Source organism: Actinomyces urogenitalis DSM 15434 (assembly GCF_000159035.1).
Lineage (GTDB): Bacteria > Actinomycetota > Actinomycetes > Actinomycetales > Actinomycetaceae > Actinomyces > Actinomyces urogenitalis.
In genome coordinates, this window is sequence record NZ_DS999574.1 from 960,923 (window position 1) to 986,421 (window position 25,499).

Genomic DNA, 25,499 nt, shown 5'->3' on the forward strand with positions numbered 1-25,499 from the left:
AGGGGAGAGTCAGGGCCTACTCCTCCTCAAAGGCACCATCCGTCCCGTGACCCAGGAGACCGCGGGCGCGCCTGGGCCTGGCTAAGACAGGCGCACCCGGCACCTAGCGTGAGGAGGCCAGGGCGAGCAGGATGATGCCGACCACGGCAAGGGTGATGCCAAGCGCGGTGGTGAGGGCCTCCCGCCGGGTCCGGGTCTCCCCAAGCAGGATGATGCCGCCCAACGAGGAGATGACGAAGGCGAGCTGAGACAGCGCGAGTGAGGTGGCCACACCGACCGTCGAGGTCGACAGCAGCAAGATGACGTTGCCAACGGCCCACAGACCGCCACCGATGGCGCTGGGGGTGAAGGCCTCGCCGACAAGCGGCTCCTCGCGCGGCAGGATGACGGTGAACACCGCGGCCCCCAGCAGCAGCCCGATTCCCATGGGGCCAACGGCGTCGGAGGAGGAGACGTCCACCAGGCGCAGCATGAAGGGGTAGATGCCGTAGAGCACGGAACAGATGATCGAGCAGATCAGCCCCTCGCGGTGCTGGGCCGGGGTGGGCCCGGACCCAGCGCCCTTCTCCTGCCACGAGCACGAGGCAGCGCCAGCGATGATCGCCACGAGAGCCGTCAGCCCCAGCGGCATGGCGCCAGGGGCGCGCCACTCTCCCAGCAGGATGATGCCGGCCAGGGCGTTGATGATGATCTGTCCTGAGGCGTTGAGCGGCATCGTCCGGCTCACTCCCCAGGACTGGAAGGCGCGCAGGGTGAAGACGAGCGCCGTCGCCCACAGGACACCGGACAGCACTCCCCAGAACGTGGCGTGCAGGCTCCACGCACCACCGGTCAGCGGCGCGGCGACGACGCTCACGACTCCCGCACCGGCCAGGACTGCGACGTTCTGACGGCGTGGGCGAGCAGGCCAGGCGCCCATGATGAGCTGCTGGGTGCCGAACAGGAAGCAAGGAAGGAGGGCGAGGAGGAAGGCCACGGGGTGACGTTATCCTCCCAGCGACCCGCGAAGAAAACTCGTTCGACCACGCGTGATCCCGGCTCGCTGCGTCGGCTGGCGCGGTGGGACCCGGAGGGCGGCGGGGCACCGTTAGGGTGGTGCCCATGACGATTATCGCGGCGGCGGACGGATCCGCCCTGGGCAACCCCGGCCCCGCTGGCTGGGCCTGGTACGTGGACGAGTCCTGCTGGGCGGCCGGAGGCTGGCCGGAGTCCACCAACAACAGGGGCGAGCTCACCGCCGTCCTGGAGCTTCTGCGTGCCACCGCCGCAGCGGGCCTGGCCGGCGAGGAGCTGCTCATTCAGGCCGACTCCCAGTACGTCATCAACTCCCTGACGAAGTGGCGCCACGGCTGGAAGAAGCGCGGCTGGCGCAAGGCCGATGGCAAGCCGGTGCTCAACGAGGACCTCATGAAGGCTCTCGACGCTGAGCTGGCGGGCCGCCAGGTGCGCTTCGAGTGGGTCAAGGGCCACGCCGGGCACCCGGCCAACGAGCGTGCTGACGACCTGGCTCGCGGCGCTGCCACGGCCTACCAGCAGGGAGGCTCCGTCCCCTCGGGACCGGGGTGGCCCGGCGTGGCCGACGGCGGCCGCAACGGGCAGGACGGGGACCTCGCCTCCCAGTCCTCGGGCGCTGCCCCGGCCTCGCCGCAGGCCCACGACACGCTTTTCTAACCGCTGACCGCTCACGCCGGGAAGGCTGTGAGCGGTCGCGCAGACGCAACGGCCCCCGACGATGCTCGTCGGGGGCCGTTGCTGTGGGGCGCGCCTCAGATGAGGGTCAGCGCCTGACGGGCGATGGCCAGCTCCTCATTGGTCGGGTAGACCGTGACGACGACGGCGGAGTCCTCGGTGGAGATGGTCGTGGGCTCCGAGATGCGCATCGGGTCCTTGTCCGGGTCGATCTTGATCCCCAGGTAGGCCAGGCGCTCGCACAGGCCCTCGCGCACGCCCTTGTCGTTCTCGCCGATGCCAGCGGTGAAGGTCAGGGCGTCCAGGCCGCCCATGACCGCGGTGTAGGCACCGACGTACTTGGTCAGGCGGTGGAGGTAGATGTCCATGGACTCACGCGCCTGCTTGTCACCGGCGTCGATGAGCTTCCAGACCTCGCGCATGTCCGACTCGCCGGTCAGGCCCTTCATGCCGGACTCGCGGTTGAACAGGTGGTCGATCTCGTCGATGCTCATGCCGGCCACGCGGGCCAGGTGGAAGACGGCGGCCGGGTCGATGTCACCGGTGCGCCCACCCATGATGAGGCCCTCCAGCGGGGTCAGGCCCATGGAGGTCTCCACGGCCTTGCCGTTCACGACGGCGGACACGGAGGCGCCGTTGCCCAGGTGCAGGACGATCTGCTTGAGGTCGTCACGGCCCAGGCGCTCGGAGATGGCCTGGGAGACGAACTGGTGGCTGGTGCCGTGAGCACCGTAGCGGCGGATGGAGTACTTGTCCGCGATCTCGCGGTTGAGGCCGTAACGGGCCGCCTCCTCCGGCAGGTCCTGGAAGAAGGCGGTGTCGAAGACGGCCACGTGCGGGACGTCGGACAGTAGCTTGCGGGCGACCTCGATGCCCTTGAGGTGGGCGGGGTTGTGCAGCGGGCCGAGCGGCACGAGCTCGTCGATCTTGGCCACGACCTCGTCGTCGATGAGGGCGGGGCCGGAGAAGTAGCGGCCGCCCTGGACCACGCGGTGGCCCACGGCCACGATGTGGGCGTCGGCCAGGGAGGGGCCGTGCTCCTCGAACAGGCGCAGGACCTCGGCCAGGCCGTAGCCATGGTCGGGAACGGGCTCGTCCAGCTCGATCTTCTGGCCGGCGTGCTTGTGCGTGATAGCGCCGATCGAGTCGCCGATGCGCTCGACGATGCCCGAGGCCAGCGAGTCGCCGGAGTCGGGGTCCACCAGCTGGTACTTGATGGAGGAGGAACCGGAATTGATGACGAGGACGGTACGTGTGGTCATGGGGTGCCTTTCTGTGGGCGCTCGTGACGGATAGAAGGAGCGGGCGGGCAGCACGGGGACGCTGGTACGGACCGATCGGCCCGCGGCCAGCGCCCCGATGCCTCAGCCCTGTGCCTGGACGGCGGTGATGGCGACGGTGTTGATGATGTCCTCAACCAGCGCGCCTCGTGACAGGTCGTTGACCGGCTTGTTCAGGCCCTGCAGCACCGGGCCGATCGCCACGGCGCCGGAGGAGCGCTGGACGGCCTTGTAGCCGATGTTGCCGGCTGACAGGTCCGGGAAGATGAAGACGGTGGCCTTACCTGCCACAGCCGATCCCGGCGCCTTCTTGGCGGCCACGGTCGGGTCGATCGCGGCGTCGTACTGGATCGGGCCCTCCACGGCGAGCTCGGGAGCCTTGGCTCGCACGATCTCAGTGGCCTCGCGGACCTTGTCCACGTCCGCTCCCTTGCCGGAGGTGCCGGTGGAGAAGGAGAGCATGGCCACGCGGGGCTCGACGCCGAACTGGCGAGCGGTCTCGGCCGAGGAGATGGCGATGTCGGCCAGCTCGGCGGCGGTGGGCTCGGGGTTGACGGCGCAGTCACCGTAGACCAGGACCCGGTCCTCCAGGAGCATGAGGAAGACCGAGGAGACGATCGAGGTGCCTGGCTTGGTCTTGATGATCTGGAAGGAGGGGACGATCGTGTGGGCGGTGGTGTGAGCCGCGCCCGAGACCATGCCGTCGGCGTCGCCCATGTGCACCATCATCGTGCCGAAGTAGGACACGTCCTGGACCTTCTCGCGCGCCTGTTCCAGGGTCACGCCCTTCTTGGCACGCAGGCGGGCGAACTCGGCGGCGTACTTCTCCAGCAGCTCAGGGTCGGAGGTGGAGACCACACGGGCGGCGGCGATGTCCAGGCCCAGCTCGGTGGCGCGGGTGCGCACCGTCTCCTCCTCGCCCAGCAGGACGACGTCGGAGATGCCGCGGCGCAGGATGGCGTCAGCGGCGTGGAGGATACGGTCGTCGTCAGGCTCAGGCAGGACGATCGTGCGGCGGTCGGCACGGGCCCGCTCAACCAGCTCTGCCTGGAACATGATCGGCGTGACCACGTCAGAGGGCTCAACCTCCAGGGCGCTGAGCAGCGCCTCCAGGTCCGCCTCCTGCTCGAAGGTGGTCACGGCGACGTCGATCTTGCGGTCTGAGGCGTGGGCCAGGCTGCCAGTGACGGCGCCGGCGACCTTGGCGGCCTCGAAGGTGTCCAGGGCGGTGGTCAGTACTGGGATCGGCTGGTCCAGTCCCTTGAGCAGCTGCAGGACGTAGGGGGCCGGCTCGAAGCCGCCGTTGAGGACCAGGGCCGCCAGGTTCGGGAAGCCGGAGGCGGCGTTGGCGGCGGCCAGGGAGATGAGAACGGCCGAGCGGTCAGCCGGGGTGATGACGACCTGCCCCTCGACCAGGCGCTCCAGCAGGTGCGAGACGTCCATGGCCCCCACGAGCAGGGACTCGGCTTCGCGGTCCAGCAGGGCGTCGTCGCCGGCGATGAGGTTGGCGTCCAGGGCGGTGGCGATCTCACGCAGCGTGGGAGCGGTGAGGAAGGGGACGGCCGGCAGGGTCGTCGTCGTGACGCCGGGGACCTCGGCGATGGCGCTGGCCACCTCCTGGCGGGTCCCGGGCTGGCAGCGGTTGGCCAGCACCGCCACCGTGCGGGCGTGGTTCTCGGCGATCTCGGCGATGGAGACCTCCGCGGAGGAACGCACGTCAGCGGCGCTCTGGTCTCCAGAGACCACCAGCAGCACCGGGGCGCCGATGTTGGCGGCCACGCGGGCGTTGAGGGAGAGCTCGGGGGTGCCGGCGACGTCGTCGAAGTCAGAGCCGTCGATGATGACGACGTCGTGCTCGCGCGCCATGGCCCGGTAGGAGTCGACGATGCGGGTGAGGGCTTCCTCAGGGTCGGCGCGGAACTCGTCCCAGGTCACGCCCACGCAGGCGGCCGGGGAGGCGCTCGATCCTGAGCGGGACAGCAGCAGGCCCAGGACTGGGTCCTGCTCGCGGGTGGCCACGAAGGGGCGGAACACGCCCACCTTCGCGACGACCTTGGTCAGAGAGGCGATGAGGCCAAGGGCCACGGTCGTCTTGCCGGTTCCGGCACTGGGTGAGGCGATGTAGATACTGCGCGCCACGTTGATGCGTTCCTTCTGTGGGTCTCGGGGTCGAGCCGAGCAGGTCGGTATGGCCGATCCCGCCCACCATTGATTGTGCCTCGAAGGAGGCGTACGAGGTAAGCGCATGGTGGTCAACGGGCGAAGGTCACTGTGTGGCGGACAGCACAGCGAGGGGGTGGGTCGGTTGCTGGGCGGCAGCCAGCCCGGCTGCCGGGGGCTGGAGGAGCGGCGAGGCCGGGCTCAGGCCGACTCGCGCCTGACCAGGCTCATCTCCAGCACGATGTCTCGGGCTGGGGCGCCGTCGGCCATCTCCAGGGCCAGGGTGGCTGCCTGGCGGCCCTGCTCGACCAGCGGCTGGTGGACGGTGGTGAGCGTGGGGGTGGTCTCGGTCGCGATCCGGTGATCGTCGAAGCCGATGACGCTGATGTCCTCAGGTAGCCGTCTGCCGTGGCGCTGGAGGGCGGCCAGGGCTCCTGCCGCGATGCGGTCCGAGGCGGCGAGCACGCCGTCGATATGCGGGTCGCCCTGCAGCAGGGTCTCCATACGCTCCAGGCCGGAGACGACGTCCCAGGCTCCGTAGCTCACGGAGACCGGTGGGCAGACCGGATCAAGGATCTCCCGGTAGCCCATCACGCGGTCCACGGCTGCGGGATTGTCCTCGGGGCCGGACAGGACGGCGATCCGGCGTCGCCCGCAGGACAGGAGGTGGTGGGCCGCCATCCGGGCGCCGACGACGTCGTCAGCGTAGACGTGGGCCATGGCTGAGGTGCGCTCCCGGGCACCGGGCTGTCCGCACAGGACGGTCGGCAGGGCAGCCTCCTCCAGGCTGGACAGCAGCTCCTGGCCGATGTAGGGCGTCAGCGCGATGACGGCGTCGGCGTTGCCCTGGGCCAGTCGCCGCCGGGCGCGGGCCTGCTCGAAGCTGGTGGCGGCCTGCAGCAGGAACGGGGCGGTGGTGGTCTCGGCCAGCCCCTCGTGGATGCCGCGCACCACCATCGCGTAGGTAGGGTCGGCGAACATCTCGTCCAGGGGCTCGGTGAAGACGATGGCGATCGCCTCCGCCCTGCCCAGGGCCAGCGCCCTGGCCTGCGGGTTCATGACGTAGCCCACCTGCTCGGCCGCCGCGCGGACTCGCTCCTTGGTGTCCTCGGTGACCTTGGGGGACCCGTTGAGAGCGCGTGAGACGGTGGCCTTGGACATCCCGATGAGGTCGGCGACGTCCTGGAGAGTCGCGGCGGTGCGTCGGCTGGCGGTGCGTCGGGTCATGACTGGTTCTCCGGGCAGAGGTGGAACGGTGCGGCAAGTACGGGAAAGAGGAAGGTGCTATGCTCGTGTAACCGGTTGTATTCAATGAGGAAGGACAACGTATGCCGTGCCAGCGTGATTGGGAGAATCCTCGTGTGACGCACAGGCATCGTCTGCCGCCTCGAGCCGACTTCCAGGCCTTCGCGCCGTGGGAGGAGGCGGTAGCGGGCGCAGGACGTCGCAGCGAGCGCGTGCTCAGTCTCAATGGTCAATGGCGTTTCCACCTCCTCGACAGTCCTCTGCGCGTGACTGACCAACTCACCTCCTGCCTGCAGGAGGAGTGGGGGAGCGTCGAGGTGCCCCACATGTGGCAGCTCGACGGCTTCGGGAAGCTGCAGTACACCGACGAGGGCTTTCCCTTCCCGGTCGACCCGCCCCACGTGCCCAGTGACAATCCAACGGGAGTCTACCAACGCCTCTTTACCTACGAGCCCGAGCAGGCCGGTGAGCAGGTGCTCCTGCACCTGGGTGGTGTGGAGAGCTACGTCGAGGTCTACCTCAACGGCTCTTACGTCGGGATGAGCAAGGGCTCGCGCCTGGCGGCCGAGTTCGACCTCACCGGGCTCGTGACGCTGGGACCGAACCTGGTGGTGCTCTGCGTGGCACAGTTCAGCGACGGCACCTACCTGGAGGACCAGGACATGTGGTGGGCCAGCGGCGTCTTCCGCGACGTGTGGGTGGAGCGCCGCCCGCCGGCCCGCCTGGAGGACTTCACCGTCACCACGCACCTGGTCCGTGAGCGCGCCCAGGTGGACGTGGCCTGCTGGACCCAGGGCGCAGCGCGGGTGGAGTGCGAGATCTGGGACCACGGGACCCTTCTGGCGCAGGGATGGTGCACGAGCGAGGGCAGCGTGCGCCTGTGCGTGGACGCACCACGCACCTGGTCCCCGGAGGACCCCTACCTCTACGACCTGCGCCTGCGGGTGTGGGACGGGCAGACCCAGACCGAGGTGGTCCCCTATCGCCTGGGGCTGCGCGAGATCACGATCCGTGACGGCCTGATGTACCTCAACGGCCGCTACTTCATGATGCACGGTGTCAACCGCCACGACTTCGACCCGCGTCGGGGCCGTGCCGTGAGCGCTGAGCGCATCCGGGCGGACCTGGAGCTGATGAAGCGGCACAACATCAACGCCGTGAGGACCTCGCACTATCCCAACGACCCGCGCTTCTACGAGATGTGCGACGAGCTGGGTCTGATGGTGATGGCAGAGAACGACCTGGAGACTCACGGCTTCGCGCTGTGCGGGGACCTGGAGCGGCTCACTGACGATCCCGGGTGGCAGCCCGCCTTCGTTGACCGCATCGAGCGGCACGTCGTCGCCCAGCGTAACCACGCCTCGATCCTCATCTGGAGCCTGGGCAACGAGTCCGGGGACGGCTGCAATATCGCTGCGATGTACGAGCGGGCCAAGGCCCTGGACCCCAGCCGCCCGGTCCACTACGAGGAGGATCGCGACGGCCGGATCGTGGACGTGGTCTCCACCATGTACTCCCGCGTCTCGCAGATGAACGACCTAGGTGAGCGGCCCTGCGGCAAGCCCCGAGTCCTGTGCGAGTACGCCCACGCCATGGGCAACGGGCCTGGAGGGCTGTCGGAGTACCAGGAGGTCTTCCGGCGCTGGCCCTCGATCCAGGGCCACTTCGTGTGGGAGTGGATCGACCACGGTGTGCTCCAGGTTGATGAGGAGGGCCGCCAGTACTACGCCTACGGCGGGGACTTCGGGGATGAGCCGAACAACGCCAACTTCTGCATCGACGGGCTGGTCTTCCCGTGGCTGGAGCCCAGCCCCGGCCTGCTGGAGTACAAGCAGGTGATCTGTCCAGTGGGCGTCGAGCTGTCAGACGGCCAGGTGCGCGTGACCAGCCGTCGCTGGTTCACGGACCTGTCGGACGTCGAGCTGGAGGTGGGACTGAGGGACGACGGCGTCCTGCTCGCCTCCCAGCGGGTGCGTCCGGGTGCGCTCCTACCGGGTGAGAGCCTCACCCTCGCCCTGAGCCCTGAGCTGGCGGCCCGCCACGCCCGAGGCGAGGCGATCCTGTCCGCCAGCGTGTGGGGCACGGCGATCGCGGGCCAGGCGCCGTGTGAGCTGGGAGTCTTCCAGCAGGTCCTCACGCCCTGGAGCCCTGCCACGCTGACAGCGTCCTCGCACGAGCCGGTGACGGTCTTGAGCCGCGGTGAGCACCTCGACGTCGAGCGTGCTGGCACGCGCCTGACCTTCGACCGCGTCAGCGGCCAGCTGTGCTCCTGGCAGGTTGACGGCATCGAGCTCCTGGCCGGGCCGCCCGAGGTCGGCCTATGGAGCCCGGTGATCGACAACCACCGCCGCGAGGCGGAGACCCTGTGGTGGCCGCGCAACCTGCACCTGATGAGCCGCAGCCTGAGGCAGATGTCCTGGCACGAGGCGGGCGACGCCGTCGTGGTGGAGTGCCGGGAACGGATCGGTACGCCCTCCTACGACATCGCGATGACCGTGGACCTGCGGTGGACCGTCCGTCCCGACGGCGGCGTCGAGCTCGCCGTCCAGGGCAGGGCCGAAGGTGACTATGACGACCTCATTCCCCGCATTGGCCTGACCTGGACGCTCAGCGAGGATCTGCGCGAGATCGAGTGGTACGGACGCGGACCAGGGGAGTCCTATCCGGACTCCTGGACCGCCAGTCCGATCGGGCTGTGGGAGTCGGATGTGGAGAGCATGCTGACCCCGTACGTCCTGCCGCAGGGTAACGGCAACCACCAGGACGTGCGCTGGGTCCAGGCACGGGCCGGAGACGGCCATGGCCTGCAGGTGCGTGCCTGCTCCAGCGACCTCCTGGCCTTCTCCGCCTGGCCGTGCACCGCGCGTGACCTGGACCAGGCGCGCCACCTCAACGACGTTCCGCGCCGCGGACCGGTCACCCTCAACGTCGATCACAAGGTGCTCGGACTGGGGTCGAACTCCTGGGGCTCGGAGGTGCTGGAGCGCTACCGGCTCCGGTTCACCGACTTCAGCTTCCGTCTCATGCTTGAGCCCGTACGAGGAGGACACACAGATGCAGCTCATCACTGACTTCGACCAGGAGCAGGTGGCCTGGGGCTCGCCCCGGGTGTGGCGTGCGATCCGCCAGGCCGTGGGCAAGGCGCCCCGGATGACGCTGTCAGTGGCCTACTCGGTGGGTGACGTGCTCACCTACGTCACTGACCGTGCCAGCGCGCTCGCGGACGAGCGCTTCGTGGCACGACGCCGGTACTGGACCGTCCTGGCGTGCTTGGAGGGCCGGGTGAAGGTTGAGGTCGCGCCGCTGGCCGACCTCCAGGTGGACCAGGCCTATCGCGATTCCACGGACCGGGAGTACCTGCGGGGCCGGGGCGCGCAGGTGGTGCTTGAACCGGGGATGGGCGTCGGCATCCCGCCTCACCAGGCGGTGCGTGTCCTGCCCGGTGAGGCCAAGGTTGTCGAGCTCCACGTCGCCGTGGAGGGCTTCGCCCTGGCTCACTGAGCGCTGGTGGCACTGCCCGCCGGCGTCACTTGAGGCCCTCATCGGTTGGTTCCCATGCTGCCAGCACGGGAACCAACCGATGAGGGCCTCAAACAAGGTGTGGTCACGCCTCCTGGGAACGCCGCATCGCGATGTCGATCGCCAGCGCGGCAGACCAGCCGAATAGCACCGTGGCGCTGTCTGCGCGTTGACCGGTGTCCGGGGTGAAGTACTCACACGGACCGGCCGAGGCGACCAGCGCCAGGAGCTCGTCCTCGATCTGTCGTGCCAGGTCGAGGTAGCCGTGGCGGCGCAGCCCCTGGCAGACGAGCCACGAGGTGTTGACCCACACCGGGCCTCTCCACATGCGTGTGCGCGAGAACGACGGGTCGTCGATGGCCACGGTAGGGATCCGGTAGCGCGTGGCGAAACGGCCTCCCTCGGTGAGGTCACGGACCAGGGCCTCGACCATGTCCTGGGGCAGCTGGGGGACGAGCAACGGCATGAGTGAGACCACGGTGGCCGGAGCCAGGTCGCGCCCGTCCTCAGCCTGGGCCGGGAACATCTTCCTGTGCGGGTCCCAGCGTGCTACGAGCTGGTCGGTCAGGCGCTGGGCGCGGGCCTCTGCCTGGTGGGCTTCCGCCTCTGCACCGTCCTCGCGCTCCCATCGGGCCACGGTGAGCTCAGAGGCGATGAGGTAGGACGCAAGGTCAGGGGAGGCCACTAGGGCGTCGTCATCAAAGACGGGGCTGTCGTCGAGCCCCGAGGAGTAGGGGTGCAGGTAGCACGGCAGGCCCTGCCTGGAGGAGTGCTCATACCACCAGCGCAGGTTGGAGCGCACCGCCTCACCCAGCTTCTGGCGCACGCCGGCGTGCCCGTGGCTGGCCAGGGCGTCGACTGCCAGGGCCAGCAGGGGTGGCTTGGTCAGTGGTACCTCCTGCCCGTCGAGACTGGGCGAGGCCAGCTCGCGCAGCCGTGCCAGGTCCGCCGGCGGAAGGTCCGCGGAGGAGGCCAGCACCCCGCCGTCGTGGGTCACGTCCGGCAGCTGACCGTCGGACCGCTGGTAGCGCACGGCGAGCTGTAGCTGCTCGGCGGCGAGCTGTGGATCGCCCCACGCCAGGCCCAGGGCGATGAAGTAGGAGTCCCACTGCCAGGCGCCGAGGTAACCGATCTTGGACGGGACGACGGCGGTGGCTGGCGCGCCGGGGGTCTCCAACACGACGGTGTTGACGCCGAGCGTCCACCAGCACTGGCGCACCATCTCCTGCCAGCGCTCGTGCGGGCGTGGGCAGCGCGCCATCCAGCTGCGGGTGCGTTCGACTACCGCGTCGCGGGCCTCAGCAAGCTCGGGTTCGGGGGCCAGGTGGGCGTTCAGACCGGGATCCGCTGGCCAGCCCCCGCCCCGTTCCAGCACGACGGCGTCGCCCGGCCTGGTGACCAGGCTCGCCTGCTCAGTGCTCACCGTGCAGCCGGCCGGCAGGTGGGTCAGGACCACACTGCCGGCGGGGGTCAGTGTGAGGCTGGCGCCATTGGACATGATGAGCTCGGCCGGGGTGACGGCGCGGACGGTCGCCGGCTCGCCGTCGTCGGCCAGGCGGATCCTGGCGGCCGTAGAGGCCTCCTCGGGGCGTTCGTAGGCCGACTCGTAGACCACGAGGTCGGCCTCGTCGCGGTAGACGAGCAGGCGTGAGCCGATCGTGGTGAAGGGGACGCTACGCAGATCGACGAGGCAGTCAAGGAAGGTGGTGTCCATCGCTCAGCGCCCTCCCAGCCCGGAGGTGGCCAGAGACTCGATGATCTGGCGCTGGCCGATGAGGAAGGCGATGAGCATCGGGATAGTGGACAGCGACGTGGCGGCCATGACGATGCCGTAGTTCATACCTCCGAACTGCCCGTTGAACTGGCTGAGCAGCAGCGGGACGGTGAACAGCTCGGTGGAGTTGAGCAGGACCAGGGGAAGCAGGAAGTTGTTCCACGCGTCCAGGGCCACGATGATGCCCAGGGCTCCCATTCCCGGCCGGATCGCCGGGAGGATGACCTTCCAGTAGATCCGCCAGCGCGAGGCGCCGTCGATCATGGCAGCCTCCTCCAGCTCACGCGGGATCGAGGCGATGAACTGGCGCATGAGGAAGACCCCGAAGGGATTGACCAGGATGGCAGGGACGATGAGGGCCAGGTGAGAGTCCACCCAGCCGATCTTGGCCATGAGGAAGTAGAAGGGCACGAGCGTGACCTGCTTGGGCACCATCTGCATCGCCAGAAAGATGCCGAAGATGACCTTGGACCCCTTGAAGGGCAGGCGGCTGAATCCGTAGGCCGCCATCGAGGTGGTCAGCAGGGTTCCGGCCACCACGAGGACGGTGATGTAGAAGGAGTTGAGGTAGGCCCGGCCAAAGGGCAAGGCGTTCCAGGCATCCGGCCAGTTGGTGAAGATCCACGGGTCGGGCAGGGCTGACAGCGGGTCGGTCAGCAGCTGGCTGAGCGGCTTGAAGGAGGTGAGCACCATCCAGATGAATGGCGCGACCATCATCAAGCCAACGGCCAGGAGGACCAGGTGCTTGAGGGGCGGTACCAGGCTGCGCAGAGCGCGACGTGGAGCTGAAGAAGCGATCGTGCTCATGACATCAGCTTTCGTAGTGGACGAGTTTCTTCTGCGCGCCAAACTGGATGGCGGTGACCACGAGCGTCAGGGCCAGCAGCACCACGGAGGCGGCGCTGGACAGACCGAACTGGGACTTGGCGAAGCCCAGGTCGTAGATGTGGTAGACGATGGTGCGCGTGCCGTTGTCTGGGCCGGCGTTCTTGACCAGGACGAAGACGAGATCGAAGGTCTGCAGCGACGAGATACAGGCGACGATGCACTGGTAGAAGATGATGGGGGACAGCAGCGGCAGCGTGATCCGGAAGAAGCGGGCGATCGGGCCGGCGCCGTCGATCTTGGCGGCCTCCATGACCGACGGCGAGATGCCCTGCAGCCCGGCCATGAAGATGACGATGTTGAGGCCGACCGAGGACCAGATGGTCACGATGCACACGGAGATGAGCGCGAGCCAGGGGTGTCCGAGCCAGTCGATATTCTCCACACCGAAGACCGCCGAGATGACCCCGGAGATGACTCCGTCCTGGCGCAGCAGCTGCTGCCAGATCAGGGCGATGGCGACGGCGCTGGTGACCACCGGGGCGAAGAGCATGACCAGGTAGACCGAGCGGAAGCGGACCTTGTTGAGCACTGTGGCGCCCACGATCGACAGAAAGAGGCCGATCGGGACCGTCACGAGCATGATGACGCCGGTGTTGAGCACGGCGCGTCCTAGGTCGGGGTCGGAGAGCTGGTCGCGGAAGTTGTCCAGCCCGACGAAGCTTGGCATCCCGAAGCCGTTCCACTGGGTGAAGGCCAGGACGAAGGAGGCTGCGAAGGGAATGAGGGTGAACAGGCAGATGCCGAGGACCTGAGGGGCGACGAAGAACATCCCCCACCGTCGGTCGTTGCGGCGCCAGCGAGCCTCGGTGCTCTGAGGGCCGCGGCGTTGAGTGCCTTCAGGTTCTGCGGAAGCGGGTTGCTCGCCGGGGCGGGTGGCAGTGTCAGGACACGAGCTCATGGTCATGAGGCCTTCTCAGCCACCAGGGCGGCGATCGCGTCAAGGGTTTCCTGAGTGGTGGCCTTGCCCTGGTAGAGCGGCTGCATGTACTCCACGGCGATCTCGTTGGACAGGTCAGTGACGGCTGCCTCGACGGGGTAGTTGGAGAATCCGGCGTCACGCATGTCCAGCATGGTCTGGGCGTGGGCGGGGTAGCCGTCAGCCAGGACGATCTCGTCAGCGCCCGTGATCGAGGGTACGGCGTTGCCACCTTCGCTCAGGCGCAGCTCCTGGCCAGCGGCGCTGAGGTAGGTGTCGTAGAAGGCGAGGGCACCAGCCTTGTTCTTCGTCTTGGCGTTGATGGCGAGGTAGGAGGCAGCCACTCCTGTGGGCGCGGCAGCGCCGTCCGGGGTGGGCCAGCGAACGATGTCGTAGAGGTCCTTGTCCACGCCTGCGCCCTCGATCGTGCCGATGGTGTAGCGGCCTGCAGCGAGGAAGCCGAGCTGGTGGGTCACGAGCAGGCTGTCCTCGCCAGTGCCCTCGGGAAGCAGATCGGCCACGATGAGCTCGCCGCTGCGGAACCTCGTGGCGTACTCCTCCAGTGCTTTGACGCTGGCCGGATCCGTGTTGGCCACGTAGGTGTCTCCGTCGTAGACCTTGCCTCCGCCGCAGCTGATGATCGAGTCGTGGGTGCCCCAGTAGTTCCAGTAGCAGGCGCCGTTGAGGCCAGCTGCCTTGAGCTTGGCCGTCATGGCGAAGAAGGCCTCGGTGGTCCACTGGTCGGAGGCAGCGAGCGTGGCCGGGTCCTCGGTGATTCCGGCGGCCTTGAGCGCCTCCTTGTCGAACCACAGGCAGTCGGGGTTGCAGTCATTGGGCAGGGCGTAGAGAGCACCCTCGAAACGGGCGACGTCGAGCAGAGAGCTGTTGAAGCTGTCCAGGTCGAGGCTGGTCTCGCCCTCAATAGGAAGCAGGACGCCGTTACGGATGAAGGAGGCGATGCGGTCATCGCCCACGTAGAAGACATCCGGTGCCGTGCCTGAGGAGAGCTGGGTGAGCAGCTTGGAGTGGTAGTCGGAGTAGGACGCCGTGGGCTGGAAGACGAGCTCGACCTCAGGGTGGTCCTTCTTGAACTGCTCCTGGACGGCGTCGTAGCGCTTGAGCTCCTCGGGTGAGCCCCAGGTAGACCAGGTCACGGTGTTGGCGCCGGAGGACCCGGACGAGCCGGAGCATCCGGCCAGGACGGCGGCTGCCAGGCTGAGGCTGGAGATCTGGGCGAAACGGCGACGGGACAGGGTGTTCATGGTGTTTTCTCCTTCACTAGTCGACGGTGACGTTGTGAGATGTGACTGCGGCCTGGGTGGTCGTAGCCACGGGGGTCTGTGGGGTGCTGCGGGCGCCGAGGACCGTGGCGGCGAGGATGACGCCGCCTCCGATCAGCAGCCGCGCGCTCAGGTGCTCCCCGCCGAGCGCGATCGCGAAGAGGGAGGCGAAGACGGGCTCAAAGGTCATCATGAGCGCGGTCCGAGTGGCGCTGAGGTGCCGCTGGGCCCAGGTCTGCAGGAGCATGGTGGCGATACCGGCGACCAGCACGGTGTAGGCGATGGCACGCCATGCCACGGGGTCGGCACTCAAGTGAACGCCGCCGGGGATGGCTGCGACCAGGCAGGTCAGGGCGACGCCGACGAGCTGGACCGCGGTGAGGGCCAGCGCGTCCCACTGGGGTGCGAAGCGCTCCAGGACCACGATGTGCAGGGCGTAGAAGAAGGCTCCGAGCAGTGTGAGCCACTCGCCCCAGCCCATGGCGGCTGGACCGGTCAGCGTCAGTACACCCAGGCCGAGGCAGGCCAAGGCGACCGCAACCCATGCCTGGGCAGACAGGCGCACCTTGAGGAAGAGCCACAGGATGATGGGCGTGAGGACCACGTAGGTGCCGGTGATGAAGCCCGAGACCGAGGCGGAGGTGTGCTTGAGCCCATAGGTCTGGGCGATCTGTGCCAGCCCGTACAGGACGCCGAGCCCTAGTCCCGCGCGCCAGCCCCCGGCGGGCAGGCGGCGCAGACGCGGCCACAGGACGAGGGCGATGAGCGCTGCGGCGATGGTGAAGCGGATCGCGAGGAAGTCGATGGGCTCCATACGGTCGACGGCGTCCTTGATGATGAAGAACGTCGAGCCCCAGATCACGGTGATCGTGAGCACAGCGAGCGTCGCCAGACCTGAGCGTCGCATCCTCGCCTCCTTGCGATGTAAGCGGTTGCATTGAAGGATAGAGGCGCGTTTTCAGGTTGTCAATCACGGGAGCTGAGGCAGCCTCGTCTGCCCGGTCGTCAGGCGATCACGTGAGAGAGGCTGTGAGACAGGCGCTTGCGCGCGCAGACACCGAGCGAGGAGTATGACGGGGACGGGGCGAGCCGGTCGCTCCCGACTCGGGGTGCCCGCGGCCGCATCCCCACGAGCACGAGGCGTCACACGACCAGGAGGAGCCATGGGCAGCGCACCCCAGCGCGCCGTCACCCAGGAGCAGGTGGCTCGCGAGGCAGGGGTCTCCCGTGGACTGGTCTCCATGGCGCTGGCAGGCTCTCCCCGCGTCGCCCAGGCCACCCGAGACCACATCCTCGGCACCGCGGCCCGACTGGGCTACCGCGTCAACCGCTCCGCCGCAGCCCTGGCCTCCGGGCGCTCGGGGCTGATCGGCCTGGTCCTGCCAGACCTGCGTAACCCCTTCTTCGACTTCATCGCCCACGCCCTCCAGGTCGCGGCCCGGGAGCAGGGCCTGACCCTCGTCATCACCCTGGCCACCCAGGTCGGTGACGGTGAGGGCGCCGTGGACACCATGCTCGCCATGCAGCTCGAGGGGCTGGTGCTCGTCTCCCCGGCCATGCCCGACCCAGTGATCCGGGCCCTGGGCAGGGAGACGGCCGTGTGCCTCATCGGGCGCACCAGCGCCGGGGGCCGGGTGGACACGGTCCGCCTGGACGAGGAGGCTGCCGCGCTCGTCGTCGTCGACCACCTGCTGGGGGCCGGCACGCAGGACCTGGTCTACCTCACCCCGCCCGAGCACGAGGACCCCAACGCGACCGAGCGCGGCGGAGCCCTGGCGCAGGCCTGCCGTGAGGCGGGGGTCAGGCTGCACACGCTCCTCGCGCCGCGCGACGGGGGCGGAGGAGTCGGTCAGGCCCTGGCGCGCTGCGCCCAGGACGGGCGCCGGATCGGCGTGGTGGCACACAACGACGTCGTCGCCCTGGACGCGCTCGCGGCCCTGCGGGCCGTTGGAGGGTGGACGCCGCTGGTGTCCTACGACGACACCTACCTGGCTCGACGAGAGGAGTTCTCTCTCACCAGCGTCGAGCAGCCCGCTGACGCGATGGCCCGTGACGCGATCCGCCTGGTGTGCGAGCGGTCGGGCCGCCTCACCCTGCAGGGCCGGCAGGAGACGGGCGACGGCGTACCCGCTGGCCCGGAGGCGGCGTCGGGTCCTGGGCGCAGCCTCACCCTGGAGCCGGTGCTGGCGGTGCGGCGCTCCTCGACCCGGCCTGCCGGAGACCTCGCGCCCACCCTGCGCTGAGACCAGGGCGTCTGGGGCTGGAGGTGCTCGGAGCGACGCCGCCAGGCTGGCCGCGCGGCGTGCCACGCACGTGGCGGCAGGCGCTGCACACAGTCAAGGTCCTGGGCGCTCAGGATCGACGAGGTGGGTAAGAGCGTCCAGGAAGGTCTGGGACGACGGCGGTCGGCAGGGCCGGAGGCCTGTCTGGCCGCCGTCGTGGGCTGCTCACAGGGCCTTGGCGGCTGCCAGCAGGTTCGAGGCAGAAATCTGCAGGCCCTCGACGTTGCCGTACTCGGCGTCCTCGTGCTCGATGTTGACATTCATGTTCGGGTCAGCCTGCTCGATCGCGCGCAAGAACTCGGCCCAGTAGTCGGTGTCGTGCCCCAGACCGAAGGCAACGAAGCGCCAGGCCGGGTCCTTGGGCCAGGAACTGCACCAGTAGCCGTAGGCCACCGGGACCTTGCCCTCGGCCTCGGCCGGGACGTGGCCGAAGTCAGTGTCGAGCACCCCGCGGTAAGCGGCGCCGGGGAAGATCTTGGTGTCCTTGGCGTGGACGTGGCCGATGAACTTGCCCAGGCGCTTGGTCGCGGCGATCGGGTCCATCTGCTGCCAGAACAGGTGTGAGGGGTCCATGTTGACGCGCAGGTTGGTCGCCCCGGTCTCCTCGACAAGGCGCTCGAAGGAGGGGACGTTGAACACGAGGTTGCGCGGGTGCAGCTCGAGGCAGACCTTGACGTCGTTGTCGCGGGCCAGGGCGTCGATCTCCTTGAAGAAGGGGACGACGACGCTCCACTGGTAGTCCAGGATCTCCATGTCGATCCCGTTCCAGGGATTGACGACCCAGGTGGGGTACCTTGCACCGGGGTCGGTGCCCGGGGTGCCGGACATCGTGACGATTTCTTTCACACCCAGGGCGCCAGCCAGGCGGATGGCATTGCGCAGGTCCTCGGCGTGCTTGAGACCCTCGTTCGGCAATGGCGAGGTCGGGTTACCGGAGGTGTTGAGGCCGGACAGGACCATGCCCTTGTCCTCGAAGATCCCCAGGTAGTCCTCGCGGGCAGTTTTGGACGCCAGCAGGGAATCGACGGGGCAGTGAGGGGAGGGGATGAAGCCGCCGACGTTGACTTCTGCGCCGGTCAGGCCAGCAGCCTTGAGGACGTCGAGAGTCTCGGGCAGGCTGTGGTCGCCCAGGCAAGCGGTGTAGGCGCCGTAGGTCAGTGCCATGGTGGTCTTCTCCTAGAAACAGTCGTGGTGGGTGGTGATTACTTGTTGAAGCGGGAGACGTCGACGGCGGCGCCTCCATTGGCGGCGGACTCGGCCACGGCGTTGGCGATGAGCATCTCGCGATAGCCGTCGGCGAAGGTGGCGCAGCGCGGCAGGGAGTCGGCCTCGCTCACGCCCGCGACCTGCTGGAGGAAGGCGTAGGCCTGGTAGGTGAACTGCTCGATCTGGGTGCAGCCCACGCCGCCGAAGGCCATGGAGGAGCCACGCTCGAAGTAGGGGAAGGTGGGGTTGACCAGCACCCGGCGCGGGCCGGACAGGCCGGCCGGGGCGCAGGCGTCGTCGACCATGATCTCGCCGGTGCGGGACAGGTCCCAGGAGGCGCGGCCTCGCGAGCCGTGGACGTCGATCATCATGGCGTTGGGCATGCCCCAGGCGATGCGTGAGGCGGAGAAGGTGCCCACGGCGCCGTTGTCGAAGACGCCGGTGAAGGAGGCGACGTCGTCGTTGGTCACGGGGGCCGTCTCGGCGTCGGAGGTGTCCAGGGCGGTGCCGCGGGTCACGTGGCCCTTGGCGACCGGACGCTCCTTGATCGCGGTGACCATGGCGCCCCCGGAGACGGACACGAGGCGGCCACAGATGGTCTCAGCGGTGTCGATGAGGTGGGAGCCGACGTCGCCCAGGGCGCCCGAGCCCATGGGACCGGCGTAGCGCCAGGCCATCGGGGTGGAGGGGTCGCAGCCGTAGTCGCACCAGTAGCGGGCGTTGATGTGGTTGACCTCGCCCAGGTGGCCGGTGTCGACCAGCTTCTTGATCTCGGCCACGGCCGCGTTGCGGCGGTAGGTGAAGCCGGTGGAGGTGACGACCTCGGGGTGGGCGGCCTCGGCCTCAGCCATGGCCTTGGCGTTCTCGAGGGTGTCAGCCAAGGGCTTCTCACACAGGACGTGCTTGCCAGCGCGGATCATGGCTTCTGCGATCTCGCGGTGCAGGGCGTTGCCGACGACGATGGAGACCATGTCGATACTGGGGTCGTCAGCGATGTCGCGCCAGTCGGTGACGGCCTTCTCATAGCCGTAGCGCTCGGCGGCGTCGACGGCGAAGGGTTCGTAGGCGTCGGCGATGGCGGCGAGTCGGACCTTGGGTAGGCCCAGGTCGAAGACGGTGCCGACCTGCCTCCAGGCGTTGGCGTGGGTGGTACCGGCCATGCCGGCTCCGATGACGGCGACGGAGAGCGTTGTGTCCATGGTGTGTCCTCTTTGACGTGGTAGTGATGCAGGTTTCCACCCCGGCGTTAACGCGCGTTAACGTATGTGGCGAGTATAGACGCTCAGTGTTGACGCGTGTCAAGTCCATGTCGATGACAGCTTGAACGTGACGGTGAGCCTGACGGCGTACTTCTGGGGCGCCCGAGCGGAGGGGTGGGACTTTGCGGCGTACTTCCACGGTGGGGGCGTGCCTGCGCGGTCAGGGCGTTCTTGTGCTGTGAGGGCGCTCGCTACGACGTCGGAGCGGCACGTCTCATTTGCGGGCGTACGCCCTCATCTCACAAGCACGCCGTCATGAGGGGCGGAGAAACGTGGGATAATGGCGAAAACCATGGTAGCGATGCACAGGGAGGTGCGGGCTGTGTCCCGACCGAGACGATCGGTCACGATTGCCACCGTGGCTCAACGTGCAGGCCGCTCAATCTCGACGGTGTCTGCGGCATTGAATAATGCCTCTGGTGTCGCCGACTCGACACGCGAGGAGATCCTCAAGGTCGCCGAGGAACTCGGCTATGAGGTTGATCCTCGTGCCAGACTGATGCGAGCCGCTCACACCGGGATTATCGGGGTCTCATATTTCCCTGGACAGGCTTTTCAAGCTGAGCTCGTCGATGGCCTCTATCAGGCGGCAGAACGTCATGGACACGGTCTGGGACTTGCAGCTTCGACGCCCCGTCACAGTGAGGTTGAAGGTATCCGCGCCCTGGTGCGCGATCGTTGTGAGGCGATCATCGTCGTCGATTCGCGTGTGCCCTATGAGGATTTGCGTAGCGCCGCTGGTGATGTGCCGCTCTTAGTGTTGTGTCGTCAGGGCCTGACCGACGACGTCGACGCGGTACGTTCGGCTGACGAGGCGGCGGTGGCTGAGCTCGTTGAACACGTGCTGAGCTCGGGTCGTACGGATCTGGTTTATGTTGACGGCGGTGCAGCCTCTTCGGCTGAGCTGCGGGCAGATGGATACCGTCGGGCGATGCAGGTTCACGGGCTTGCGGAGAGGATTGTGCCCGGAGGCGACGGGGAAGAAGACGGAATCCGTGCGGTTGCCGAGCTGGCTGAGCGCGATGAACTTCCACAGGCGCTGGTGCTGTACAACGACCATGCTGCGTTAGGGGCGTTGCTGGAGCTGCGCCGTCGTGGAATCACGGTGCCGCAGCAGGTTGCGGTGGCCGGCTTTGACGACGTCGCGCTCACGGCACTCAGCGCGGTCGACCTCACCACCGTGCACCAGGACGTCGACGCCATCGCGGACGTCGCGGTGCGCCACCTGGTGGAGCGCCTGGGCTGTGAGGACCCGGGCCGCGACCTGCCGGTGCCCGACGGCGTGCAGCGCCACGACCAGCCTGGGGGCGGGGCCCTCTTCACCGTCCCGGCCAGCCTGGTGGTCAGGGGCTCGACCGCCGTGCGGTGAGCCTGCCGGGTCCTGTGCCGCAGCAGACGGGTCCCGGACTCTCCCGGGTCCCTAAGCCTGCGCTGTGTGGTGCGTCGGGTCCTTGAGGGAGCGTGTCAGCAGGAGCAGGCGGATGTAGAGGTAGACGCACAGCGCGGCGCACAGCAGCGCTGGGTGCGTCAGCTCAAAGGTGTAGGAGCTCAGGACGTCGGTCATGTGCAACGTGGTACTGAACGTGTAGGCCACACCGCATGCGAAGGCCAGTGCCAGCTGGGGAGGGAGGAGCCCGATGAGGAGGATCCTCTGCGCGCGGGCACGCGACGTCACGACTCTCGCGCTCGCGTCTGCGACGCACGCCAGGGCAAGGCCGGTTCCAAGCGCCCAGGTTGCGGCGGAAAACGGGTTGACGCCGCTGGTCGCGCGGTAGGTCACGCCGAGGAGGAGCGCCAGGCTAAGAACAAGAGCGGCTAAGGGGGGCGCTGTGCGTGAGATCTGCATTGCGGGTCTCCGTTTCTAGTGAATGTTGGGGCTGCAGGTCCACTTCGTGCAGCATTTTCCAGCCCTGCCTGCAAGCGTCGTAACGAAACATGCGATCTTCGGAACTGCTCCGGGGAGAAACGAGCAGGCGTTTTCCAGCCATCCGGGTGCGATTGATTTGAGGCAGTTCAGGCTATAGTTTTCGCAGCGATGGACTAGGCCGGCAGGGCAGGTGCCGGTTGCTGCTGCGGGGGGAGATGCTTATAGAATTGTCCAGCGCAAACGCAGGCGCTTTCTCATAGGCGGAGACTGCATCGGGTTGCTCGATGATGAGTGAGGGGTTCTTGGGATCTGATGTGTCGATGATAACATCGACAAAAGGAAGTACGGCCGTTGCTCCAGTAGCATGATCCTGATCGAATCCTCCAACTCGGTACCCGTTAACTTCGTTCTGAAGGACGATCACTCGGTCGTAGGTTGAGTATTCTGCTTTGACTCCGGAGATGACGGCCCGCTCGTCGATAGCAGACGTGCTCGCACCATGGTCGCCGTCTGGTGACGTAGCAGCCTCTGTGAGGGACGTCCTAAGCAACTGAGTAGCTGCGACGAGTTCATCCCTGTCAAGAGAGTCAATCGCTGTCACTGCGTTGCAGTCAGATTGTGTCAATGTGTCCGCGCTGGGCGCACCGGTCGCGGGTGCGACTGTGAGCAGGCTCAGGCATTGCAAATGCGGTGAGGAATTTCATTGTTGCTTTCATGATGACCTCTGGGCAGGGAATGGGGATGAGGAAGGTCTCACTAGGATATCTGCGCAATATGTGAGGTGCAACACGTAATTGACCTCGGAGGGGGCGCTCGTGGCAGGCCGGAGGCGGCTGTGCGGCAGGGACGGCAGACAAGGCGAGACGGCGCCCGCTGGTGGCGGGCGCCGTCGTCACTGAGCCGGGAGAGGTAAGCTCCCGGCCACCTCGTGCCTGGGGCTCAGCCTCAGGCCAGGCGGACCGGCTGACCGGTCCTGGCGGACTTGGTAGCGGCCTCGGCCAGGCGCAGGGCCTCGACGGCGTCGTCGATGGTGGTCGGGGTCGGGGTGTCGGCCTCAACGGCCTCGATGAAGGCGCTCAGCTCGATGCGGTAGGCGTCGGCGTAGCGCTCAAGGAAGAAGTCGAGGTACGGCTCCTGGGCGTCGGTCACCTCGGCGTTGGACAGACGCACTGTGGTGGCGCGCACGTTCTCGGCGAACAGGGCGCCGCCACGGCCGGAGGCCTCCAGGCGCTGGTCATAGCCGGAAGCGCAGTGGCGGTTGTTGATGATCGTTGCCACGGCGCCCGAGGTGGCACGCAGGGTGACGACGGCGGCGTCGTAGTCGCCGGTCTCCTTGATGGCCGGGTCGAGGTTCTGGCCAACCGCGTGGACCTCAACAATGTCGCCCAGGAAGAAGCGGGCGGTGTCAAAGTCGTGGATGGTCATGTCGCGGAAGATGCCACCGGAGACCTTGATGTACTCCACCGGCGGGGCGGCGGGGTCACGAGAGATGATGGTCAACTGCTCCAGGTCGCCGATGCGGCCCTCGTTGACCGCTGAGCGCACAGCCGCGAAGCTGGGGTCAAAGCGGCGGTTGAAGCCGAACATCACCGGGGTCGTGATGGCGTCGAGCTCGGTCTGAGCGGCGACGACGTCCTTCATGTCCAGGGCGATGGGCTTCTCGCACAGCACAGCCTTGCCAGCCTTCGCGGCGGCGAGCAGGTGGGGGATGTGCAGGGGGGTCGGGGAACCGATGACGACGGCGTCAACCTCGGGGTCGGCGAAGACGTCCTCGGCGTCCTTGCAGGAGCGAGCGCCGTACTGACTTGCCAGCTTCTCGGCGGCGTCGCCGAAGGGGTCGCAGACCAGAGCGAGGGTGGCCTGGGGGTGAGCGGCGATGGTCTTGGCGTGGACGTGGCCGATGCGGCCGGCGCCGATGAGGGCGATGTTCAGCATAGGAACTTCCTTGTTGTGTGTGCTGGTCGTGGACTGACGTATATTTCATGGCGATGATGACGCGCGTCATCGCCAGCTCTAAGAGAACCGCCTCCGTCGATGCGGTGTGAGCTCACAGGGCGGAGGCGGAACGAGGTCCGGGGCGGCTGGCTAGGCCAACCACCCCGGACCGGGTGCCTCACGGCTGGGGCATGATAACGTCGCGAACGAGGCCGTCCAGGTCCTCGTCGGACTTCATGAAGCCGCGCAGGGTGCGCACGGTGGCGCCGAAGGTCTCGAACTCCTCGATGGCCATGCCGTCAGGCTCGTAGGCGCGACGGAACTCGGGGATCTCGAGCAGGGCCTTCATGATCCTCGGATCGACCTCGTCGTCGATCTTGGAGACGACCTTGTAGCCGGAGTCGTTGATCAGCTTCTGCCAAGCGAAGGGCGGGGAGACAACCAGGTCACCGCCGACCAGCTCGGACCAGTGCATGACGTTGCGGAAGGCGGCCGACAGGACGCGGGCGCGCAGGCCACGGGCCTGGAACTCGTGGTAGGCGCGCTTGAGGGCGGCCACACCGGACCACTCGAAGATGCCCGGGTCGACGAACAGGCGCTCGCGCTTGGCGACGATCTTCATCCAGTCGTCAAGGCGGCCGCCCATGAGGGTGACGACAGGACCCATGGTGGACACGTCCTTGCCCTCGGCCTCACGGCGCTTGAGCCCGCGCTCTATGGCCTCTCCGGCAGCCACGGCCTGGGCGACGGTGAAGGAGACGGTGACGTTGATGGACACGCCGCGGTAGGTGGCGTCCTCGATAGCCTCGATACCGGTCTTGGTGGCCGGGATCTTGACGATGATGTTCTTGGCCAGCCTGGAGAACTCCTCGGCCTGGTCCGCCAGCGCCTTGGCGCTGCGAGCAAGGCGAGGGTCGGTCTGGACCGACAGGCGTCCGTTGCGGCCCTTGTGCTCCTCGAAGATGTCTTCGTAAAGCTTGGCGCCCTCGATGGACATCTCACGCACAACCTGCCAGCCGATTTCAGACTCAGACAGGGTCGGGTTCTCCTCGGCGATCTCCTTGATGCGAGGGATCCAGCGCTCCTTCTTCTGGTTGATGCAGGTGTAGGCGATGGTCGGGTTGCAGGTCGCGCCCACGCCACCGAAGGAGATCGACTGACGAAGCTCGTCGGGGTCGGCGGAGTCGTTCCACAGGACCGTCGGGGTGGTGCGGGCGGCCTCCAGCAGCGGGCCGGGGGTGTATTCAATGGTCATTGGCGCATCTCCTGGGGTGTGAGGCTCCGGTCGGCTCCTTCGCCGTGCCGGCCGATGGCTTCATTGAAATGCTTCCGAGCCCCATTCGTCAAGTTTTGTCTGGACAAATAGTGAAACGCTCGTCGAGGTGTCTGTCAGGGGCAGTGTGGTCTCAGCCAGTGAAGAGGGTGGTCTCGAAGGAGTATCGCGAGGCTCGGTAGATATGGGTGCCGTACTCGATGACCTCGCCGGTGGCGTCGTAAGCTGTGCGCGTAGCGGTCAGTAGGGCGGCGCGGCGGTGCTCGCCAAGCGCCTCGGCCTCCTTGGTGGTGGCGTTACGGGCTCCGATGACCTGAGTGGCTGAGACGGGCACGAGCCCGCTGGCGCGCAGGAGCTCGTACAGGCCGTTGCGCTCAAGGTCCTCCGCGGTGGGGGCTGAGGGGGCTGGCAGGAGGTTGGTCATCAGGGCGATCGGCTCGCCGTCAGCCTTGCGTAGCCGCCGGATTCGTACCACTTCGCAGTCGGGGGCGATCTGGAGGTTTGCTGCTTCCTCGGCGGAGGCGGGGTGGCGCTCATAGGAGAGCACGATCGTCTCGACCGTGTACCCGCTCTCGGTCAGGTCGGTGAGCAAGCTAGACAGCTGCATGGGTCGGTGCACGTGCCGGGAGGTGACGGTCGTGCCGGCACCTCGACGCCTGGCGACCAGGCCGCGGTCCGCCAAACGCTGCAGGGCCTGACGGGCGGTCGGGCGTGAGACGTTGAGTCGGCGGGCCATGGAGACCTCGTCCTCTAGGCGGGTGCCTGGCTCCAGGGTCCCGTCGAGGATGAGGGCTGCTAGTGGCTCGGAGATCTGCATGTGGAGGGGGATGTCGCTGTCGCGGTCGACGGTGATCTCGAGCTGGAAGGTAGAGCTGGGCATGAACGTTCCTTTGACGACCGGTGCGCTCGCCTCGGGGTGAGGCAGG

Annotated in this window: 20 protein-coding genes; 5 read left to right on the forward strand and 15 right to left on the reverse strand. The window is 67.6% G+C overall.

Features of this window, described 5'->3' with window-relative positions; all coding sequences use genetic code 11:
* Positions 1-103: 103 nt before the first annotated feature.
* Entirely contained in the window at positions 104-976 is an 873-nt protein-coding gene (locus HMPREF0058_RS04185; RefSeq protein WP_006548441.1) for a GRP family sugar transporter, read from the reverse strand.
* Between the two features lie 125 nt (positions 977-1,101).
* On the opposite strand from HMPREF0058_RS04185, the gene HMPREF0058_RS04190 reads away from it, so the two are divergent.
* Positions 1,102-1,671, forward strand: a complete 570-nt coding sequence (locus HMPREF0058_RS04190) for a ribonuclease H family protein (protein ID WP_006548442.1) — start codon at positions 1,102-1,104, stop codon at positions 1,669-1,671.
* Between the two features lie 95 nt (positions 1,672-1,766).
* Here HMPREF0058_RS04190 and HMPREF0058_RS04195 read toward each other — a convergent pair whose 3' ends face one another.
* The 3 genes from HMPREF0058_RS04195 to HMPREF0058_RS04205 all read right to left on the reverse strand — a co-directional run bounded on the left by HMPREF0058_RS04195 (position 1,767) and on the right by HMPREF0058_RS04205 (position 6,356).
* Positions 1,767-2,951 (reverse strand): acetate/propionate family kinase, encoded by a 1,185-nt coding sequence (locus HMPREF0058_RS04195; protein ID WP_006548443.1) that lies wholly within the window; start codon positions 2,949-2,951, stop codon positions 1,767-1,769.
* Positions 2,952-3,053: 102 nt separating this feature from the next.
* Positions 3,054-5,108, reverse strand: a complete 2,055-nt coding sequence (pta, locus tag HMPREF0058_RS04200; protein WP_006548444.1) for a phosphate acetyltransferase — start codon at positions 5,106-5,108, stop codon at positions 3,054-3,056.
* Between the two features lie 222 nt (positions 5,109-5,330).
* A complete protein-coding gene (locus HMPREF0058_RS04205) occupies positions 5,331-6,356 on the reverse strand; it encodes a LacI family DNA-binding transcriptional regulator (protein ID WP_006548445.1) in 1,026 nt (341 codons plus the stop codon).
* A 134-nt stretch (positions 6,357-6,490) separates the two neighbouring features.
* On the opposite strand from HMPREF0058_RS04205, the gene HMPREF0058_RS04210 reads away from it, so the two are divergent.
* Both HMPREF0058_RS04210 and HMPREF0058_RS04215 read left to right on the forward strand, forming a co-directional pair.
* The gene (locus HMPREF0058_RS04210; protein ID WP_161800707.1) at positions 6,491-9,445 is read left to right on the forward strand and encodes a glycoside hydrolase family 2 TIM barrel-domain containing protein; all 2,955 of its coding nucleotides are present in this window, start codon (positions 6,491-6,493) and stop codon (positions 9,443-9,445) included.
* Positions 9,429-9,875 carry a NanQ anomerase/TabA/YiaL family protein gene (locus HMPREF0058_RS04215; protein ID WP_006548448.1) on the forward strand — a complete coding sequence of 149 codons (447 nt, stop codon included), beginning with the start codon at positions 9,429-9,431 and terminating at the stop codon, positions 9,873-9,875. Before HMPREF0058_RS04210 ends, HMPREF0058_RS04215 begins: the two co-directional genes overlap by 17 nt.
* Before the next feature lie 103 nt (positions 9,876-9,978).
* Here HMPREF0058_RS04215 and HMPREF0058_RS04220 read toward each other — a convergent pair whose 3' ends face one another.
* The 5 genes from HMPREF0058_RS04220 to HMPREF0058_RS04240 are packed head-to-tail and all read right to left on the reverse strand — an operon-like array spanning position 9,979 to position 15,658.
* Entirely contained in the window at positions 9,979-11,607 is a 1,629-nt protein-coding gene (locus HMPREF0058_RS04220; RefSeq protein WP_006548449.1) for an MGH1-like glycoside hydrolase domain-containing protein, read from the reverse strand.
* 3 nt (positions 11,608-11,610) lie between these two features.
* A complete protein-coding gene (locus HMPREF0058_RS04225; protein WP_006548450.1) occupies positions 11,611-12,474 on the reverse strand; it encodes a carbohydrate ABC transporter permease in 864 nt (287 codons plus the stop codon).
* Positions 12,475-12,478: 4 nt separating this feature from the next.
* Entirely contained in the window at positions 12,479-13,453 is a 975-nt protein-coding gene (locus tag HMPREF0058_RS04230) for a carbohydrate ABC transporter permease (protein WP_048780475.1), read from the reverse strand.
* 2 nt (positions 13,454-13,455) lie between these two features.
* Positions 13,456-14,733, reverse strand: coding sequence for an extracellular solute-binding protein (locus HMPREF0058_RS04235; protein ID WP_006548452.1), 1,278 nt, complete (start codon positions 14,731-14,733; stop codon positions 13,456-13,458).
* A 16-nt stretch (positions 14,734-14,749) separates the two neighbouring features.
* Positions 14,750-15,658 carry a DMT family transporter gene (locus HMPREF0058_RS04240; protein WP_006548453.1) on the reverse strand — a complete coding sequence of 303 codons (909 nt, stop codon included), beginning with the start codon at positions 15,656-15,658 and terminating at the stop codon, positions 14,750-14,752.
* Positions 15,659-15,914: 256 nt separating this feature from the next.
* On the opposite strand from HMPREF0058_RS04240, the gene HMPREF0058_RS04245 reads away from it, so the two are divergent.
* The gene (locus tag HMPREF0058_RS04245) at positions 15,915-16,994 is read left to right on the forward strand and encodes a LacI family DNA-binding transcriptional regulator (protein ID WP_006548454.1); all 1,080 of its coding nucleotides are present in this window, start codon (positions 15,915-15,917) and stop codon (positions 16,992-16,994) included.
* Positions 16,995-17,198: 204 nt separating this feature from the next.
* Here HMPREF0058_RS04245 and HMPREF0058_RS04250 read toward each other — a convergent pair whose 3' ends face one another.
* On the reverse strand, positions 17,199-18,197 hold the full coding sequence (locus HMPREF0058_RS04250) for a sugar phosphate isomerase/epimerase family protein (protein WP_006548455.1): 999 nt from the start codon (positions 18,195-18,197) through the stop codon (positions 17,199-17,201).
* Between the two features lie 38 nt (positions 18,198-18,235).
* Positions 18,236-19,438, reverse strand: a complete 1,203-nt coding sequence (locus tag HMPREF0058_RS04255) for a Gfo/Idh/MocA family protein (RefSeq protein WP_006548456.1) — start codon at positions 19,436-19,438, stop codon at positions 18,236-18,238.
* A 340-nt stretch (positions 19,439-19,778) separates the two neighbouring features.
* On the opposite strand from HMPREF0058_RS04255, the gene HMPREF0058_RS04260 reads away from it, so the two are divergent.
* Complete coding sequence (locus HMPREF0058_RS04260; RefSeq protein WP_211205884.1) at positions 19,779-20,867, forward strand: LacI family DNA-binding transcriptional regulator; 1,089 nt, start codon at positions 19,779-19,781, stop codon at positions 20,865-20,867.
* Between the two features lie 51 nt (positions 20,868-20,918).
* Here the strand turns inward: HMPREF0058_RS04260 and HMPREF0058_RS12670 are convergent, their stop codons facing one another.
* The 4 genes from HMPREF0058_RS12670 to HMPREF0058_RS04280 all read right to left on the reverse strand — a co-directional run bounded on the left by HMPREF0058_RS12670 (position 20,919) and on the right by HMPREF0058_RS04280 (position 25,453).
* Positions 20,919-21,062, reverse strand: coding sequence for a hypothetical protein (locus HMPREF0058_RS12670; protein WP_156102124.1), 144 nt, complete (start codon positions 21,060-21,062; stop codon positions 20,919-20,921).
* A gap of 1,248 nt (positions 21,063-22,310) precedes the next feature.
* A complete protein-coding gene (iolG, locus tag HMPREF0058_RS04270; protein ID WP_006548459.1) occupies positions 22,311-23,300 on the reverse strand; it encodes an inositol 2-dehydrogenase in 990 nt (329 codons plus the stop codon).
* Between the two features lie 178 nt (positions 23,301-23,478).
* On the reverse strand, positions 23,479-24,555 hold the full coding sequence (locus HMPREF0058_RS04275; RefSeq protein WP_006548460.1) for a transaldolase family protein: 1,077 nt from the start codon (positions 24,553-24,555) through the stop codon (positions 23,479-23,481).
* Between the two features lie 151 nt (positions 24,556-24,706).
* Positions 24,707-25,453: a GntR family transcriptional regulator gene (locus HMPREF0058_RS04280; RefSeq protein ID WP_006548461.1), complete on the reverse strand. Its 747-nt coding sequence runs from the start codon at positions 25,451-25,453 to the stop codon at positions 24,707-24,709.
* Between the last annotated feature and the right edge of the window lie 46 nt (positions 25,454-25,499).